The sequence below is a fragment of the Streptomyces sp. NPDC045678 genome (assembly GCF_056432085.1).
In genome coordinates, this window is sequence record NZ_JBWKJS010000015.1 from 106,077 (window position 1) to 122,913 (window position 16,837).

Annotated in this window: 18 protein-coding genes; 12 read left to right on the plus strand and 6 right to left on the minus strand. The window is 70.9% G+C overall.

Translation table 11 applies throughout. From position 1 onward, the window contains the following. The first annotated feature begins 114 nt into the window (after positions 1-114). Positions 115-1,749 (plus strand): amidohydrolase, encoded by a 1,635-nt coding sequence (locus AC07DO_RS38210; RefSeq protein ID WP_479066829.1) that lies wholly within the window; start codon positions 115-117, stop codon positions 1,747-1,749. Between the two features lie 187 nt (positions 1,750-1,936). Continuing rightward, positions 1,937-3,445 carry a vanadium-dependent haloperoxidase gene (locus AC07DO_RS38215; RefSeq protein ID WP_479066830.1) on the plus strand — a complete coding sequence of 503 codons (1,509 nt, stop codon included), beginning with the start codon at positions 1,937-1,939 and terminating at the stop codon, positions 3,443-3,445. 58 nt (positions 3,446-3,503) lie between these two features. On the opposite strand, the gene AC07DO_RS38220 is transcribed toward AC07DO_RS38215, so the two are convergent. After that, on the minus strand, positions 3,504-4,352 hold the full coding sequence (locus AC07DO_RS38220) for a glycosyltransferase family 2 protein (RefSeq protein WP_479066957.1): 849 nt from the start codon (positions 4,350-4,352) through the stop codon (positions 3,504-3,506). 264 nt (positions 4,353-4,616) lie between these two features. On the opposite strand from AC07DO_RS38220, the gene AC07DO_RS38225 reads away from it, so the two are divergent. The 4 genes from AC07DO_RS38225 to AC07DO_RS38240 all read left to right on the plus strand — a co-directional run bounded on the left by AC07DO_RS38225 (position 4,617) and on the right by AC07DO_RS38240 (position 7,450). Continuing rightward, positions 4,617-4,964: an ANTAR domain-containing protein gene (locus AC07DO_RS38225; protein WP_479066831.1), complete on the plus strand. Its 348-nt coding sequence runs from the start codon at positions 4,617-4,619 to the stop codon at positions 4,962-4,964. A gap of 30 nt (positions 4,965-4,994) precedes the next feature. Further along, complete coding sequence (locus tag AC07DO_RS38230; protein WP_479066833.1) at positions 4,995-5,945, plus strand: MBL fold metallo-hydrolase; 951 nt, start codon at positions 4,995-4,997, stop codon at positions 5,943-5,945. 172 nt (positions 5,946-6,117) lie between these two features. Further along, the gene (locus AC07DO_RS38235) at positions 6,118-6,711 is read left to right on the plus strand and encodes a helix-turn-helix domain-containing protein (RefSeq protein WP_479066835.1); all 594 of its coding nucleotides are present in this window, start codon (positions 6,118-6,120) and stop codon (positions 6,709-6,711) included. A gap of 214 nt (positions 6,712-6,925) precedes the next feature. Continuing rightward, a complete protein-coding gene (locus tag AC07DO_RS38240) occupies positions 6,926-7,450 on the plus strand; it encodes an MmyB family transcriptional regulator (RefSeq protein ID WP_479066836.1) in 525 nt (174 codons plus the stop codon). Positions 7,451-7,469: 19 nt separating this feature from the next. Here the strand turns inward: AC07DO_RS38240 and AC07DO_RS38245 are convergent, their stop codons facing one another. Together AC07DO_RS38245 and AC07DO_RS38250 are read right to left on the minus strand one after the other, a co-directional pair. After that, positions 7,470-8,291, minus strand: coding sequence for a hypothetical protein (locus AC07DO_RS38245; protein WP_479066838.1), 822 nt, complete (start codon positions 8,289-8,291; stop codon positions 7,470-7,472). A gap of 291 nt (positions 8,292-8,582) precedes the next feature. Next, a complete protein-coding gene (locus tag AC07DO_RS38250; protein ID WP_479066840.1) occupies positions 8,583-9,035 on the minus strand; it encodes a hypothetical protein in 453 nt (150 codons plus the stop codon). A 300-nt stretch (positions 9,036-9,335) separates the two neighbouring features. Here AC07DO_RS38250 and AC07DO_RS38255 point away from each other — a divergent pair, with 300 nt between their 5' ends. Continuing rightward, positions 9,336-10,337, plus strand: coding sequence for an AraC-like ligand-binding domain-containing protein (locus tag AC07DO_RS38255; RefSeq protein WP_479066842.1), 1,002 nt, complete (start codon positions 9,336-9,338; stop codon positions 10,335-10,337). Between the two features lie 95 nt (positions 10,338-10,432). Beyond that, a complete protein-coding gene (locus AC07DO_RS38260; RefSeq protein ID WP_479066843.1) occupies positions 10,433-11,245 on the plus strand; it encodes an SAM-dependent methyltransferase in 813 nt (270 codons plus the stop codon). A gap of 29 nt (positions 11,246-11,274) precedes the next feature. Here the strand turns inward: AC07DO_RS38260 and AC07DO_RS38265 are convergent, their stop codons facing one another. Beyond that, positions 11,275-11,478 carry a hypothetical protein gene (locus AC07DO_RS38265; RefSeq protein WP_479066845.1) on the minus strand — a complete coding sequence of 68 codons (204 nt, stop codon included), beginning with the start codon at positions 11,476-11,478 and terminating at the stop codon, positions 11,275-11,277. A 279-nt stretch (positions 11,479-11,757) separates the two neighbouring features. On the opposite strand from AC07DO_RS38265, the gene AC07DO_RS38270 reads away from it, so the two are divergent. The 3 genes from AC07DO_RS38270 to AC07DO_RS38280 all read left to right on the plus strand — a co-directional run bounded on the left by AC07DO_RS38270 (position 11,758) and on the right by AC07DO_RS38280 (position 14,110). Beyond that, positions 11,758-12,624, plus strand: a complete 867-nt coding sequence (locus AC07DO_RS38270; RefSeq protein ID WP_479066847.1) for a maleylpyruvate isomerase family mycothiol-dependent enzyme — start codon at positions 11,758-11,760, stop codon at positions 12,622-12,624. Between the two features lie 122 nt (positions 12,625-12,746). Continuing rightward, positions 12,747-13,721 carry a MerR family transcriptional regulator gene (locus AC07DO_RS38275; RefSeq protein ID WP_479066848.1) on the plus strand — a complete coding sequence of 325 codons (975 nt, stop codon included), beginning with the start codon at positions 12,747-12,749 and terminating at the stop codon, positions 13,719-13,721. Continuing rightward, positions 13,718-14,110, plus strand: coding sequence for a hypothetical protein (locus AC07DO_RS38280; protein WP_479066850.1), 393 nt, complete (start codon positions 13,718-13,720; stop codon positions 14,108-14,110). Before AC07DO_RS38275 ends, AC07DO_RS38280 begins: the two co-directional genes overlap by 4 nt. A 61-nt stretch (positions 14,111-14,171) precedes the next feature. Here the strand turns inward: AC07DO_RS38280 and AC07DO_RS38285 are convergent, their stop codons facing one another. Then, positions 14,172-15,344 carry an RNA polymerase sigma factor gene (locus tag AC07DO_RS38285; RefSeq protein ID WP_479066959.1) on the minus strand — a complete coding sequence of 391 codons (1,173 nt, stop codon included), beginning with the start codon at positions 15,342-15,344 and terminating at the stop codon, positions 14,172-14,174. 8 nt (positions 15,345-15,352) lie between these two features. After that, the gene (locus tag AC07DO_RS38290) at positions 15,353-15,760 is read right to left on the minus strand and encodes a YciI family protein (protein ID WP_479066852.1); all 408 of its coding nucleotides are present in this window, start codon (positions 15,758-15,760) and stop codon (positions 15,353-15,355) included. 417 nt (positions 15,761-16,177) lie between these two features. Between AC07DO_RS38290 and AC07DO_RS38295 the strand changes: the two genes are divergently transcribed. Further along, the gene (locus AC07DO_RS38295; protein ID WP_479066853.1) at positions 16,178-16,702 is read left to right on the plus strand and encodes an SPW repeat protein; all 525 of its coding nucleotides are present in this window, start codon (positions 16,178-16,180) and stop codon (positions 16,700-16,702) included. Positions 16,703-16,837 lie beyond the last annotated feature (135 nt).

Genomic DNA, 16,837 nt, shown 5'->3' on the forward strand with positions numbered 1-16,837 from the left:
CGAAGCCCACCCCAGCGTCCGCGGCCCCGTGCGCCCGTGCCCCCGTGCCCCCGTGCCCCCGCAAGCCCGAAACCCCCAAGAACACGCCCGAAACGCTCAAGAACAGGAACCCGCATGCGCCCCGACCCCGACCTGGTCCTCCTCGGTGCCCGTCTCCTCGACCCGGTCGCCGGAGGCCTCCTGCGGCACACCGCGCTCGCCGTGGCCGAAGGGCGCATCGTCGCGCTCGGCGACGACCGAGACGTGCGCGACGTCGCCGGCCCCCGCACCCAAACCCTCGACCTCAAGGGCTCCGTCGTGACCCCGGGGCTCGTCGACGGCCACCTGCACCCGGTGCACGGAGCCGAACTCACCGACGGGCTCGACCTCTCCGGCTGCGTCGACCTGGACGACGTACGGGGTGCCCTCGCCCTGGCGAAGCGGGACCTCGCGCCCGGTGCATGGCTGCGCGCCTGGGGGCTCGACCCGAACGTGTTCGGCGACCGGCCGATCGGGGCCGCCGCGCTCGCCCCCGTCCTCGACGACGTGCCCGCGCTGCTGCAGCTCTTCGACGCCCACTCGACGCTGGCGAGCCCCCGCGCCCTGGCACTCGCCGGGGTCGAAGGACCGCGCACCTTCGACCAGGCCGCCGAGATCGTCTGCGACGCCCAGGGCCGGCCCACCGGTCTTCTCCTGGAGGACGCCGCCTGCGAACTCGTCGAACGGGCCGCCCCGCAGGCCACCCGCGAGGAGCAGCGCGCACGGCTCGCGCGGGCGCTGCGCGGAATGGCCGCCGCCGGGCTCACCGGTGGCCACGCGATGGACGCGAACGGCGACAGTCTCGCGCTCTACGCCGACCTGGACGCAGCCGGTGAACTCCCGGTGCGGCTGCGGGTCGCTCCCTGGTGCCAGCCCGGTGCCGACGCCGACGCACTGCGTCACCTGATCGAACTTCAGGGAACCGGCGGGCAGTTGTGGCGGACCGCAGGGGTGAAGCTGTTCATGGACGGTACCGTCGACAACGGCACCGCGTGGCTGGAGCGGCCCGACTGCCACGGTGAGTCGACGCACGCGTTCTGGCCCGACCCCGCCGCGTACACCCGTGTCATCGGCGAGCTGCACCGCGCGGGCGTGCAGACCGCGACGCACGCCATCGGCGACGCGGCGGTGCGGCACGTCCTCGACTCCGTCGAGGAGGCGCGTGGCGGCGATCCGACGGGGGTGCGGCACCGCGTCGAGCACATCGAGACCGTGCCGGACGACACGGTCCGCCGGTTCGCCGAGCTCGGCGTCGTCGCCTCGATGCAGCCCACGCACTGCTGCGACTTCACCAGGGCCGACCACACGGACAACTGGTCGCGGCGGCTCGGCGAGGAGCGGGCCGGGCGGGCCTGGCGGTGTCGTGACCTGTGGGACGCCGGGGCGCGGGTCGTGCTCGGCTCGGACTGGCCGATCGCCCCGTACCCGCCGCTCGCCGTCATGGCGGGGGCCCGGCACCGCCGCCCCAGCCGCGACCTGTCCCAGCCGCCGCACGGTCCCGAGCAGGCACTGACCGGGCTCGAGGCGTTGCGGGCGATGACGGTCAACGCGGCGTACGCGGCGGGCGAGGAGCGGGAGTCGGGGGCCCTCGCCGTCGGTTTCCGGGCGGACCTGTCCGTGTTCGCCGAGGATCCGGTCGAAGTCTCGGCGACCGACCTCCCGGACCTGCCGGTCCGGTTGACGGTGGTCGGCGGCCGGGTGACGTATCAGGCGGACCAGCTCCAGGCGTAGGCGCCGGGGTGGAGGGCGGGCCGTGGACGGTTGCCTTCGGGCGCCGTCCACGCCGGGTTTCGGCCAAGCAGCCGCTCGGGGCCGGTCATTCCGCCGGAAGTGGCGTCCCGTGACGGTGCACCGGGGGCGAGGATCTCGCCGCCACCGCCTGGTGGCGCTCAGGCAGTTGCGAGCGAAGGGGTTGACCATGCCCATGAACAACCGCACCGTGAACGACAACCGCGCCGCCACCGACAACCGCACCGCCAATGCTGACCGCACCCTCACCGGCTGGCGGGTGGCGCGGCGGCGCCGGGCGCTGGCGATGGCTGCGGTCCTGGCCGCCGCGGGCACGACGCTGACCGCGCTGCCGCAGTCGGCCCACGCGGCGCCACCGCGACTCGCCCCCGCGGCGCTGCCGCCGCAGACCATCGCGGACCCGGTGCACTACTGGAACGACGTGCTCATGGAGGTCGTACGAAGAGAGGGCGGCGGTCCCGGCCCGGTGTCCAGATCCGCCGCGATGCTGAACGCCGCCATCTACGACGCGGAGTCCTCGTACCAGCTCAAGTGGAAAGGCAAGATCACTTCAGAGCCCTATATCCGGGCCGACAAGTACGCGGGGTGGGTCGAGGGCCCCGACGAGGAAGAGCGGGTCGTCGGCCGTACGGCGTACAACGTCCTCCTCGGGCTCTACCCGGCGCAGACCCATTACCTCGACGCCCGGTTCCGGGAGCGTTTCGGCACCGAGCCGACCGGCTTCGACCTCCTCGACACCACGATCGTCGGGCCGATGGTCAAGCAGATGCGGGACGCCCGCAACGGCGACGGTTCCGACAACGACCAGGTGTACGTGGCGGACAACAAGCCCGGCGCCTGGCGACCCACCAGCTACCCCGACATGGTCGACCCCAGCTGTACCCGGGACAGCCAGGCCGTCACCCCGTTCTGGGGCCGGGTCAAACCGTTCGCGCTGACGTCGGGCTCGCAGTTCCGGCCGCCGACCCCCGGCCTGTACGGCACCTACGAGAAGCTGCTGGCCAGTGACGCGTACAAGCAGCAGGTCGAGGCGGTACGCACGGCCGGCGCCGACGGGCCCACGGCCGCGACCCCGGACGTCAAGCGGACCCCGGAGCAGGAAGCGGTGGCCTGGTTCTGGGCGAACGACGAGGACGGCACGTACAAACCGCCCGGTCAGCTCCTCCAGGCCACGCGCGACATCGCGACCCAGCGCAAGCTCAACACGTACGAGAACGCCCGCCTGTTCGCACTCGTCTCGATCGCGATGGCGGACGCCGGCATCGCGGTGCGCGACGTGAAGTATCTGACGCCGATCGATTTGTGGCGGCCGGTCTCCGCCATCCGCGACGGCGGTCTCGACCCCGACTGGAAACCCCTGCTCAAGACGCGCGCCGGAGTCAACGTCAGCCCGTGCTTCCCGGCGTGGGCATCTGGACACGCCACGTTCGGGGCCTCCTGGGCGGGGGTGATGAAGCGGTACTTCGGCAACGACAACATCGCCTTCACCATGACCACCGACGAGCCGCAGTCCCCGGTCAAGTCCCGCTCGTTCACCAGCTTCAGCCAGGCTGCCAAGGAGGACGCCCAGAGCCGGGTCTGGCTCGGCGTCCACTTCCCGTGGGACGCCGAGGACGGACTCGTACTCGGCGACAAGATCGCCGACCACGTCTTCACGACCAAGCTGCGCAAGCTCTGAGAGCGGAGCCCGCTTCCGTTCCCACTGTCAGGACGCCGCCGTCCTGCAGGCCGAGCCCTCAGATCACCGGGGGCCGGCCGAGGCGCGTCATGCGGAAGACCGTCCTCCAGCGCATCGGACGTCGCCTTCCGCACGGCGTGCGCAGTCCCTCGGCGAACCCCGCCGCCCACGCCTTCAGTCCGGCCGCCGAGCGGGTCCGGGCGAGCGTGAGCAGGATCCACACGCCCAGGTACACCGGTACGAGGAGTGCGGGGAGACGGCGGCGGGCCAGCCAGACCCGGTTGCGGGCCGTCATCCGGTAGTAGACCGCGTGCCGGGCCGGGGAGGTCTTGGGGTGCCGCAGCAGCAGTTCCGGCTCGTAGAGGATCTTCCATCCGTCCTCCAGGGCCCGCCAGGCGAGGTCGGTCTCCTCGTGGGTGAAGAAGAACTCCGCGGGCCAGTCGCCGATCCGGTCCAGCATCGGCATGGCGAAGGCGTGTCCACCGCCGAGGAACGCGGTCACAGGCCCGCGCCGCATGGGGTCCTTCGCGCGCAGGCGCGGGATGTGGCGGCGGGCGGTCTCGCCGTGTTCGTCGGCGATCCGGAAGCCGACGATTCCCAGGCTCGGGTCGGCGTTGAACAGGTCGCCGATACGACGGAAGACGTCGTCCTGGACCAGAAGCCCGTCGTCGTCCAGCTCGACCACGACATCGATGTCCCCGAACTCACGGAGCGCGGCGATACCGGTGTTGCGTCCGCCGGGGCAGCCCAGGTTCTCCTCGTTCTCGATGACCGTCACCTCGCCGGGCAGACCGGGGAAATCCGGCAGCGGCGAACCGTTCCCCACGATCACGATGCGCGCGGGCGGCACGTCCTGCTTGGCGACCGATGCGAGCAGATCGTCCACCTCGCGCGGCCGGTTTCCCATGGTCACGATGACGCCCCCCAGGCGCGCTGACTCCACGGAAAGGACTCCCCCTCGACGACAACGGTGGAAGCGAGCCTAGCCCTCCATCACAACACGTCCACCGGATGCCGCGCCGCTGATCAGCTGGAGCAGGGCTTCTGCCGCGGGTCGTGTTGCGGAATGCTCGTCCTGTACCGCTGCCCCGCTGAGGGAGGCGAGCGCGCGATGGTCTCTGGAGCAGTTCCGGGCGAGCCCGTCCGGTGGGATCGGCGCACGGAGCGGCGCGTGGAGCAGTACGTCAGGGCCACCGCCCTGCGGGCCTGGGCCGCCGAGAAGCGCCGGCAGGCCGTCGAGATGCGGCTGCGGGCGTGCTCGATGCGTGTGTTCACCCGGGGCATGCGCACGGACCCGCTCCCCGTCGCCCCATCTGCCGCGGACCGCGGAGGCATGCCGATGGAGCGATCGGTGCGGGCCGCGGTGGCAACCGAACAGGCCAAGGGCATCCTCGCCGCCCGCTTCTGCTGCACCCCTGCGCAGGCCCTGTTCCTTCTGCACGAACACAGCCGCAGAACGTACCTGCCCTGTGCGGTCCTGGCCTGTCAGGTGGTGCAGGACCAGACCCTCGCCTCATGACGGGCCACTCGGGTCGGTCAGAATGCGGCCATGACACTGTCCCTTCCTACACAGCTCACCGCGGTGCCCGGCGCCGACAACCTATTTTTGTGGAATCCCGAGGGTACGGGCCGTTGGGGGTACGCGAACTGTTTGTGGGTCATCTCCGGGTCCGACGCGGTCGTGATCGACACCCCGTACGACGGGCCGATGACCGAGGCCATGATTGCCGCTGCCCGGCCCCGGCTCGGGAACCGCACCGTGCGGACGGTGGTCAATACGCACGCGAATGGTGACCATACTTTCGGCAACTACCTTTTCCCCGGTGCGGAGATCGTCGCCACCCGTGCGGGGCACGAACATCTTCATCACGAGCCGACTCCCCAGCAGATGCACGCGCTGGTGCACGAGTCGCCCACGGATCTGCCGCTGGGCCGGTACTTGCGTGACCATTTCGGTGTGTTCGATTTCTCCTCGGCCAGACTGTGCCCGCCCACCCGGACGTTCTCCGGCCGCCACACGATTGCCGTGGGAGACACGGAGGTCGAGCTGCACGAGGTGGGCCCGGCCCATCATGTCGGCGATCTGGTGGTCCGTATCGGGGACGTGGTGTGCACCGGAGACGTGTTCTTCCACGGTGACCATCCGTCGCACTGGGCGGGGCCGCTGCAGAACGTCATCGATGCCTGCGAGCTGGTCCTCGGTTTCGACCCACGGGTCGTCATACCCGGACACGGGCGGCCGACGGACCGGGCCGGGCTCGAGGAGCACCTGGTCTATCTCCGTACCGTGCAGCGCGAGGTGCGCCTCCGGTACGAGGCCGGCTTGACGGCGGACAAGGCCATGGAGGATTTGTTCCTGCGGGAGTTCTACCCGGAGTTGGGACTGCCCGAGCGGCTGATGATCCTGATTTCGGTGGAGTACAGCCATCTCGGTGGGCGCACCCCGGCGCCCACCGTTCTTGAACTGGCGGGTCAGGCGGCCGCCTGGTCGTACCGGTAGCGCTTCCGACGGCGGAAGCGCCAGTGGGGCGGTGTCGCCCGCACGGCAGTACGGGCGACACCGGACCGTCGTCAGTACCCCCGGGGTACCGGCGGCGGTCGAGGCGCGGCACGGGCCGGGGCCGGGTTTGAAGACCAGCACGAAGAACCGGGCGCCGGGTGAGCCGAGGGGCATGGCGGCGCACGACGAGCGCGAGGGGGATTTCGCGATGCTGCACAGTGTTGCCGTCACGCCGATGGAGGGGGCGAGCGGGGCCGTGGGGCGCGCGCTCGCCGTTCTGCGGGCGCTGCGTCAGGCGGGGCCCGGGGCGCATCCCCTGGCGGCCATTTCCGTGCGCGCCAGCTTGCCTCCGGCGACGGCGCACCGCTATCTGCAGGCGTTGCTCGGTGAGGGCGCTGTCGAACGACAAGGTCCGCGCGGCCACTACGCGTCACTTCAGGCTCTGTGGAGCGCACCGCTCGAGGCGGATGCGTCGGGGTGGGTCATCCAGGCCTGCCTGGGGGACTCCACCGCGGCTCGACCGCCTCTCCGCCGGATCCGTGAGGTCGGATTCGCCGTGGGGCCCTCTCCCCTCGCAGGCTGGGACATCGTCGCGGCGCCGCTGTGGCGGGGCTCGACCGTGTCGGGCGCGGTCAGCCTCCTGGTCTCCCATCAGGGTGCACGCGGCACGGTGGTGCGGGACCGCTTCGTCGCCGCGGTGCTTGCCACGGCCCGCGCCATCAGCCATCAAATGACCCGCGGTGGCGCCGCGGTACCCCAGCGCTGACCGGTCACGCCCACCTCCGCGTCGTCGCGGCGTCGGCCTCGGCAGCGACGGCGGGGCGGATTGTGGAGCACGGATACGGGGTGGCCCGGAGGCGCGAGTTCCGGTGCTGGCTAGGCTTTGCTGCGAGCCGTGTCCGCCTCTCGACCAACAGGCGCACACGGCGGTCAATCGAAGCGCGCAAGTGCGGCCAGCTGGGCGGGGCTTGAAGGGGGAAGTGCCGGTGCACACGGTGTGGCGAACGGTCGTCGAAGGCATCACGGGATCGATGGCCTACATCACGGACAGGCGCTGGAACATCCTCGCGCACAACGCCGAGTTCCAGACCCTCTTCCGGGGCGGCCGGGCACCGTCCAACCTCATGCGCTGGGTGCTTCTCGACGATGAGGCCCGCCGTCGTACGCTTCTGAACTGGTCCGAGGACTGGGCGCGCGGAGCCTGCCCGGCCCTCAGACAGGCGGTCACGACCAGTCCCGCAGACCCCGAGCTGATCAACCTGGCGAGCGAGGTCCGGCGCGACCCGGTGGCGGGCCCCATCTACCTCGCCACGGCTACGCTCCATCCCGTGCATCCTGACGGAGCCGTCTACCGGATCGACCACGCCGTAGAGGGGCCGGGCTGGGTGGTCGCGTCCGCGGCCGCGCCTCTCCCCGAGACCGACGCACGGTTCGTGATGCTGCGCTACCGGCCGGGCCCCACCCGGCCCCACCAACCTCCACCACTGCGCAGGCGGGCCCGCTGAGAGCTCCTGCCCGCAGGGGTCAGTCGGTGCTGCCGTGAACGTACCGGCGCAGGAGTCCGGGAAGCCGGCGCGACTCCGCGTCCCGTTGCTCACGCAGGGAGTTCAGCTCGTCCGCGTGCTCGGCCACGGCCGAGTTCTGGAGCTCCGACTCGACGGCGAAGTTGACGCCGAGAACGTTCGCCCGGAGTTTGCAGGCGACGTCGGTCCTGGCGACCACTGTCTCCCCGCGGGTGGGGGTGGAGTTCTGGAGATCCCATCGGGGGTCGCCGACCGCGGCGGCGGGATCGCGGTAGGTGAATCCCCGCGCGCGCATGCAAGCGGCCCATTTCTTGTTCACCGCGGTGACGCGGGGGTCGGAGCGCGAACGTACGAAGAGTTCGCGGCGCAACCTGGCGACCAGCGCGTCCCCTTTGCGGGCCGACACCGCGGTGTCGCCCTGAACGGTACGGGCGGCCTCTCCGGCGCACCCGCCTTCAGGAACGGGTTCGCCCCGGACCCGGCCCGCCTCGCCGCCGCTCTTCGTGCGACCGGACAGCGCCGTACGTTCCGCCTCCGAGAGGGAGTTGACGGCCTGCGGCGCCCGGCTTCCCGTGGACGCGTCGCTGAGGTGATATCCGTACTCTGCCGCGATGGCGCGGTCGCTGACGCCGTAACGCCGTGAGGCGTACTCGCGTTGGGTCGCCACCACCTCGGCGATGTACCCCTCGGTCAGATGCGGGAGGTAGCGGAACCCGAACCTGCGCATGCAGTCCTGCTGGGCCCGGTAGACGAGGTATTCGCTGGTGGCCCGTTCCTTGGGAGTCAGGGTGAAGGTGTCGATCGGCAACCGCAGTTGGGCCATGCTCGTGGGCGTCGGTGTCGGGACCGGCGCCGCGGGAGCCGCCGACGTCCTCGGTGCCGTGTCACAGCCAGTGAGCGGGAGCGTGAGGAGCAGTGCCCCGAGGCAGAGGGTGGCCTGCCGCGCCCCGCGGTGCGTCCTGGGGGGTTCTTCGGCGGATTCTTCGGCGGATTCTTCGGCGGATTCTTCGGCGGATTCTTCGGCGGGTTCTTCACCCATGAGAGTCTCCGGTTCTTCCGGCAGGTGGGTCCGCCCCCTCACCGTCGGGGGGGGCGGACCGCGTCGGCGTGGGGATCAAGTGCAGGAGTCCACGCGGATCGACGCCTCGTTGTTGCGCAGGGTGCCGTTGAGGTTGCCCCCGTACCCGGCGTGGAGCCAGTTGGCGTCGCCCTGGAAGTCCGTGTAGACGAACGTGGCGACGTGGCAGTTGGTGGTGTTGTTGCCCATGGAGGCCGCGTTGTTGCGCACCACCTTGCCGGCACCCGCCGAACCCGTGCCGTGGTTGCCGAACTTGTTCCCTCCGAGGTCCCTGTCGGAGGTCGACGTCGGCGTCCAGCTCGCGTTGTCGAGGTTCGGGCTGTAGTACAGGCACATGTAGGTGCCGCACGGCTGCCAGAACGAGGGCCAGTCGTCGACGTTCCACGAGGTGGCGCCCGACGTGGGGGCGAGCGTGAGGGCGCCCGCGCCGAGTGCGGCCATGGTGGTGGTCACCACGGACGCCCGTTTCAGGGCACGAGTGAGTCTCATGGTCATGGGTTCCTCCGTTGTGTGAGCGCGCGTTGTGCAAGCGCGGCGTACGAGCGCGTAGTGCAAGCGCGTTGTGCGAGCGACCGACGGTCTCCGCCGGCCGGTACGAGGCCGGCTCGACGGGAGGGCCGGCCATCATGCTGCCGCCGCGCGCCGTGCGGGTCGTTAGCGCTCGACGCACTCTTGTACGTGCTCGACGCACACTTCTTCCTCTCCCCCCGCCCCTGCGGCAGGCTTGCCGCCGATCGCACGACGGCCGAAGGACACGCACGACCAGCGTGTCCACGAGTGGGGGAAGACATGGAGACGGTTTTCGACACCGCGCACTTACCCGGCCCCGACCGTGTCGAGGCATGGATCGAGACGACGGCCCAGGCCCTCGTCAGAACGCACTTCAGCCTGCTGGACCCGGACACCTTCGGTGCCCGGCTGAAAGCGGCGGCTCTGGGAGCCGTGCAGGTGACGGAGATGTCGTACGGGCCACTGCACTGCCGGCGGACGCCCCGGCTCATCCGGCAGTCGGATCCGGAGCAGTATCAAATCGCGTACATACGCCGCGGGTTCCAGGGCATCGAGCAGGTTCGGCGGCAGACCCTTCTGAGCCCCGGCGAACTGGTGCTCTACGACAGTTCGCACCCCTTCGACGCCACCGTCGGGGCCGGGCAGGGAGCGGCCCGGTCGGTGCTGCTGCAGTTCCCCAAACAGCTGCTGCCCCTGCCGGAGGCCAAGGTCGCCGGGCTCCTCGCGGAGAGGTTGCCCGGCACGCGGGGCGTCGGCCGCCTCTTCGCCCAATTTCTGTCCACGCTGGCCGACGACCACATGACGTACACCCAGCGAGACGCCGCGCGCCTCGGCAACACCGCTCTGGACCTCGCCACGGCCGCCCTGGCACACCAGCTCGACGGGGAGTACGCCCCCTCGCTGTCCTCGCCGGGCGTCCTGTTCCTGCGGATCACGTCCCACATCGAACAGCAGCTGCACGCCCCCGACCTGGAGCCCGCCACCATCGCGGCGGCCCACGGGATCTCACTGCGCTATCTGCACCGGATCTTCCAGCGGCACGGCGACTCGGTCAGTGCGTACATCAAGCGTCGGCGCCTGGAGCGGTGCCGGCGTGACCTGGCCGACCCGTCCCTGAGCCACCTCACGGTCCACTCCATCGCCAGCCGGTGGGGGTTCCCGCGCCCCGCCGACTTCACCCGCGCCTTCCGCGGCGCCGTCGGGGTACCGCCCACCCACTATCGGGCACGGTACGCACCGACCTGTTCCCGCTCGGGTCGGTCGAATGCGCGTACACCGTGATCCAGGACCGTCACAATGGTCACACGGTTCATCGTCGCCACGGTGGCGGCGCTGCCGGGCCAGCGCGTGCGTGCGGAGAGCAGAGAGGGGAAGACGTGAGCGGGAGACTGCATCCGTCAGATGTGTCGGACAGGCTGAATACGGGGGTCGCACACAACGCGCGGGTGTGGAACTACTGGATCGGCGGCAAGGACCACTACGAGGTCGACCAGCGGGTCGGCGAGCAGGTCTCCACGATGTTCCCGGTCATCCGGGACGTGGCCCGCGCGGACCGCGAGTTCCTCGGCCGCGCCGTGCGGTTCCTGACCGCCGAATGCGGAGTGCGGCAGTTCCTGGACATCGGTACGGGACTCCCGACCCTGGACAACACTCACGAGATCGCCCAGCGGATCGCGCCCGATGCCCGGATCGTCTACGTCGACAACGATCCGATCGTGCTGGTCCACGCCCGCAGCCTGCTGGTCGGCACTCCGCAGGGAGCCACCGATTACATCGATGCCGACGTCCACCAACCCGACACCGTCATAGACGGTGCCTCGGCGACCCTCGATTTCGAGCAGCCCGTCGCGGTCATGATGCTGGGCATCCTCAACTTCATTCTCGACACGGAACAGGCGCTGGACATCGTGCGCCGGATCATGGCGCCGCTCCCCTCCGGCAGCTACCTGGCCATGACCCACCCGACCACCGACACCGACCTCGGTGGCGAGGGCAACGTGGAAGCCATGAAGTTCTGGAACGAGAACGCGACCCCTCCGATCACCGCTCGCAGCCGTGCGGAGGTCGGAGCGTTCTTCGAGGGCCTGGAAGTTCTCACGCCCGGCCTCGTGTCGTGCTCACGGTGGCGTGCGGAGTCGGCAACGGCGGACGTGCTCCCGCAGTTCGGGGCTGTGGCCCGCAAGCGGTGAGCTTCCGGGCCGCGAAGGCGACTTGACGGTCAGGGGGACGTCGAGGCCGGGGTAGGGGCCGGGTGGCGGGGCACGGTCGCGGTCGCGGAAGCCGTCGTGTCAGCGGTTGCGACGGCGACGACGGTCGGGATGTCCGTGGCGGCGGTCGCTTCGGTCGCGGGCACGGCGACAGGGGCGGCGATCGCGGCGGCAATGGCGAGGACTGCGGCGGCACGCAGGGTCCACTTCAGCACGGGGAGGCTCCGATCTCGGCGATGGTGGCGGTAGGTGTGCGTCTCGATCGTCACCGTCGCCCGCGTGCTCGGACGTCCTCCGGAGGTCTTGTCCACCTCCGCCCCGCGGGGGAGGCGGCATTGCGGGAAGGCCGCGCTCAACGCCCCCCTTCACCCCGACGGCCAGGGGCGGCTACGCCACCGTGTTCTACGGCGGTGCGGTCGGCGTCGGACCGCCGCCCGGATTCGGCGCGGTGATAATCGATGGTCGGCGCGGTATTCGGTTGGCAGACTTGGGGGATGGACTGCCAGTTCAGCGGTGTGCCGGACCATTCCTGGCTCGGTTCTCCCGTCGACGCCCGCCCTCTCTTCGCCCCCGAGCACACCGCGCTGATGGACACGCTGCGCGGTCTGGCGCCTGCCGATTGGGGTAGGGAGGCGGTGCCGGGGTGGAGCGTGCGGGATGTCGCCGCCCACCTCTTGGGGGACTTCTACGGGCGCCTGGGCCGGGACCGCGACGGGCATCGGGGCGGGCCCGCCTTCGGGCCCGGCGAGACGCTCGAGGCGTTCATCCACCGCATAAACCAGGAATGGGTGGACTCGTTCTCCCGTGTGAGCCCGGCCGCGCTCACCGACACGCTCGACCTGATGGGCCGGCAGGTGGCCCGGTTCTTCGAGGCCGCCGACCCCGACTCGCCTTCCATGGGCGTGTCCTGGGCCGGTGTCGATCCCGCGCCGATGTGGCTGGACAGCGCCCGGGACCTCACCGAGTTCTGGACCCACCGTCAGCAGATCCGGCACGCCGTCGGCCAGGAGACCGACCCCGAACCGAAACCCCAGGCCGTGGTTCTGGACACCTTCATGCGGGCGTTGCCCCACACCCTGCGCGACGTCACCGCGCCGGTCGCCACGCAGGTCCGGGTGCAGATCGACGGCCCGGCGGGCGGTACGTGGACCGTGACCGCCACCGAAGACCGCTGGTCCCTCGCCGCACCGGACGGCGCAGGCCCCGCCTCACCCGCCGCGCTCGTCCGACTGGACGCGGAGACCGCCTGGCGACTGTGCACCAGGGGCATCGCCCCGGACACCGCACTCGCCCGTGCGCACACCGACGGCGACCGTGACCTCGCCGCAGCCGTCTGCCGGATCGTGTCGATCGTCTACTGACGGCCTCGTCCGGCGACGGCCGGTCAGTGCTCCCCACCGGCTCCCGCCGGGCCTCCCCCGGGTCCAGGAGACGCGCCAACCAGACTTGAGTCTCCAGTAGGGGGAGACGTGAAGGTGGGGGCATGGACGGCGAGACGCTCTATTCGATCGGTGAACTGGCTCGGCGTACGGGTCTGACGGTGAAGGCCATCCGGTTCTACGCGGACACCGGACTCGTGCCACCGACCGACCGCACCCCTGCTGGATACCGCCGGTACGGCGCCGATGCCGTCGTGCGCGTCGACCTCGTACGCACCCTGCGCGAGCTGGGAATCGATCTGGCCACGATACGCAAGGTGTTGGACAGGGAGGTCTCGCTGCCGGACGTCGCGGAGACGCACGCCCAGGCACTGGACGTACAGATACGCGTCCTGCGGCAGCGCCGGGCCGTGCTGACGGCGATCGTCGGGCGCGGCGCGACCCGTCACGTAACGGATCAGAGAACACCGGATCAGAGGGACCTCATGCACAAGCTCGCCTGCCTCTCGGAAGCCCAACGCCGTCGCCTCGTGGACGACTTCCTCGGCGCCGTGTTCGACGGCCTGCACGATCACCCCGCCTTCGCGGCAGTGACCCAGTCCCTGACCCCTCTGCTGCCCGACGACCCCGAGCCCGAGCAGATCGAGGCCTGGGTGGAGCTGGCCGAACTGCTCCAGGACCACGACTTCCGCGCGACGTTGCACGGCATGGCCCACAACCTCGCGGTCGACCGGGCACCGGACGACGGCAGGGGCCTGCCCCGGGTACTCGCCGAGGCCATCCGGGCTGAAGTGACGCCGGCCGTGGAGAACGGCATCGCACCGGACTCGCCCGCCGCGGAACCGATCGTCGCCGCACTCTCGGCCCACTACGCACGCGTCCTCGGCAGCCAGGCCCCGCCCGACACCCCGGCCCTCCACCGGCGCCTCGCCGCCCGGCTGGAGCAGATGAACGACCCGCGCCGCGACCAGTACCTGTCCCTGCTGGCCGTCATCAACGACTGGCCCGCACCCGACAGCCTGGAGCCCGCGCTCACCTGGGCCGTCGCGGCGCTCCGGGTGCGGATGCCGCAGCGGTGAGCCGAGCACGTAGCGTCCGCGCGGGCGCGGGCGCCGAAACCGGCGACGCGGACAGCGACAGCCGCGACCACCCCGCCCGCACCTCAGATCGTCCGGCAACCCCGCACCGAATCCTCTCCGACTACCGGACCTTGACCCGCCTCCCCCATTTCTGGCGGCTCTCCACCATCGCCACGACGTCGAAGCTGGCGGCCGGCATGACCGGCCTGAGCCTGCTGCTCCTCGTCAGCAGCGCCTCCTCGTACGGGACCGCCGGACTGGCGGTGAGCTGCTCCACGCTCGGCCAGGGCCTGACCGCGCCGATGCGCGGACGGCTCATCGACCGATTCCCGGTCCGTCCGGTCCTTGCGGGCTGCCTCACCGCTCATCTGACCGCCACCCTCGCGTGACCCTGGCGGCGCGCAAAGGCGGTGGGCAAGGTCTCGATGGTCACGGACAGTTGGGACATGATCAAGGCCGAGGGTCCGCGACGCGTTCTCTGAGCTCCGGCCGTCCGTTGAGCCGTGCGGCCCGGCGCGTCAGATGGGCGCGCTCCGCGAGGTTCGTGGCCTTCTGGGCCGCGTCCGCGTAGAGCCGCGCCGCGGCCGCCAGGTCGCCGTCGCGTTCGTGGAGATACGCCGCCGCGGCGGTGTGGCGTGGCAGGGAGTCGTCCAGCTCCGCCAGTGCCGCGAGGCCCGCGCGCGGGCCGTCCGCCTCGCCGACCGCCACCGCCCGGTTCAGCAGGACGACGGGGCTGTCGGTGAGGCCCGCCAGTTCGTCGTACCACTCGACGATCTGCACCCAGTCCGTCTCCTCCGCGGCCGGCGCGTCCGCGTGCAGGGCCGCGATGGCGGCCTGGGCCTGGAACTCGCCGAGCCGGTCGCGGGAGAGGGCCGTCTGCAGGATGCCGATGCCCTCGGCGATCGCCCCGGTGTCCCACCGGCCGCGGTCCTGCTCGGCGAGCGGCACCAGGCTGCCGTCGGGCGTGGTCCGTGCGGCGCGCCGGGCGTGGTGGAGCAGCATGAGGGCGAGCAGGCCCGCGACTTCGGGGTGGTCGATCGCGGCTGCGAGCTGCCGGGCGAGCCGGATGGCCTCGGCGGCGAGGTCGACGTCGCCGGAGTAGCCCTCGTTGAAGACGAGGTAGAGCGTGCGGAGGACGGTGGCGACGTCGCCGGGGCGGTCGAAACGGACGCCGGAGACCGTGCGCTTGGCCCGGCTGATGCGCTGCGCCATGGTCGCCTCGGGCACGAGGTAGGCCTGGGCGATCTGGCGGGTGGTGAGCCCGCCGACGGCGCGCAGCGTGAGCGCGACGGCGGACGACGGCGTCAGCGACGGGTGGGCGCAGAGGAAGTAGAGCTGGAGGGTGTCGTCCGTGGCGGGTACCGGGCCGGGCGCGGGCTGGTCGTCGACCGAATCCTCGCGCCGGCGGCGGGACACGTCCGCACGAGTCGCGTCGAGGAACCGGCGCCAGGCCACGGTGACAAGCCAGCCCTTCGGGTCGCGTGGCATGTCGGCCGGCCAGACGCGGACCGCCTCGACCAGCGCGTCCTGTACGGCGTCCTCGGCCGCCGCGAAGTCGGCTCCGCGGCGGACGAGGATTCCGAGGACGCTCGGGGTGAGACTTCGGAGCAGTGCCTCGTTCACTTCTGACGTCACTCCGTGATGGTGGGCGGCTCGGCCAGGAAGGGGCGCAGCTCGAGCCACTCGTGGATCGGCTTGCCGCCCGCGCCGGGGGCGGCGGACAGCTCCCCGGTCAGCTCGACGGCGCGCTCGTAACTGTCGACGTCGATCACCATCCAGCCGGCGATGAGGTCCTTGGTCTCGGCGAACGGGCCGTCGGTGACGGGCGGGCGCCCCTCGCCGTCGTACCGTACCCACGTCCCTTCGGGGGCGAGGGCCTGGCCGTCGACGAACTCGCCGGTCTCTTCGAGCCGGGCCGCGAAGTCCTGCATGTACTTCACGTGGGCCGAGATCTCCTCCGGCGTCCACTGCTCCATCGGCACGTCGTTGGCCGGGGCGGGGGCTCCGCGGTAGTGCTTGAGAAGCAGGTACTTGGCCATGGTGTTCTCCTCGGTGCTGGTGCGGCCCATTGTGGTCGCTCGTGGTCGCTTGCACTGCTGGGACGGAGCAAGCCGCGGGTTCTCGACATCGCCGACGGAAGTTTCTCAGGGGATTTTTCCGGGGGACTTTTCGAGGGGGCGGCGTGACGCGTCGGGGGGCCGTGGTGCAAGGGGGTCGGGTCCTGAAGCGCGGCGCGGGTTCGAAGCGTATTCTGGTGGGGCGAGAACGCACGGTTCCGCCGCCGACCGCGGCGACAAGCTCCACCTTGCGGCCCGTCTCTCCTCTCAGGGCCCGTCTCTCTTCCGAGAGCCCATCAGGCCTGCCTTTCCACCTAGTTGGAGGTGGACGCAGTGACAACATCCCCCCGGTCCCCGTCCGGAATGCCGTCAGGAATGCCGTCCGGAGCCCCGTCGACGATGTCCGGAGCCCACGCCCCCATGTCCGGGGCGTCGTCCTCCATGGACACGCACCCCGACATCGTCGACATGCGCGCCCGTCACGAGAGTGCCGAGCGCGCGGCAAGCACGCCCAAGGCGCAGGCCATCGACGCGTTGGCCTTCCTCACGGGTATCTTCCTGGCCGCCTCTCCCTGGATCGTGGGCTTCAACCAGTTCCAGCGGCTGTCGATCATCAACCTGATCGTCGGCATCGCGTACGCGCTCCTGATGAGCGGCGGCTTCGGCCGGGCGTACGAGCGCACCCACGGCATGGCGTGGGCCGCTTGCGCGCTGGGCATCTGGACGATCGTCGCGCCATGGGCCATCGCGGGTGACGCCACCACCACGAGGACCGTGGTGAGCAACGTCATCACCGGTGCCGTGGCCGCTCTCCTCGCCCTGGCCGCCAGTGCGGCCGCCCGGGCGGGAGGCAAGTCGGAGGCGTCACACGGAAGGAACAGCGGAAAAGGCAGGAGGGACATGAGCCGCGCCGGTCATGACTGACCGGACGGTCCCCTCCGGGAACCGAGAACAGCGGCCCCGTGGCACGCGTGCCACGGGGCCGCTGTGGAGAAACCCCATCCGCAAACGCAACACCACCCCCTCGCAAGTCCCTTGGGTCGCAGGGCAGCCAAAAGT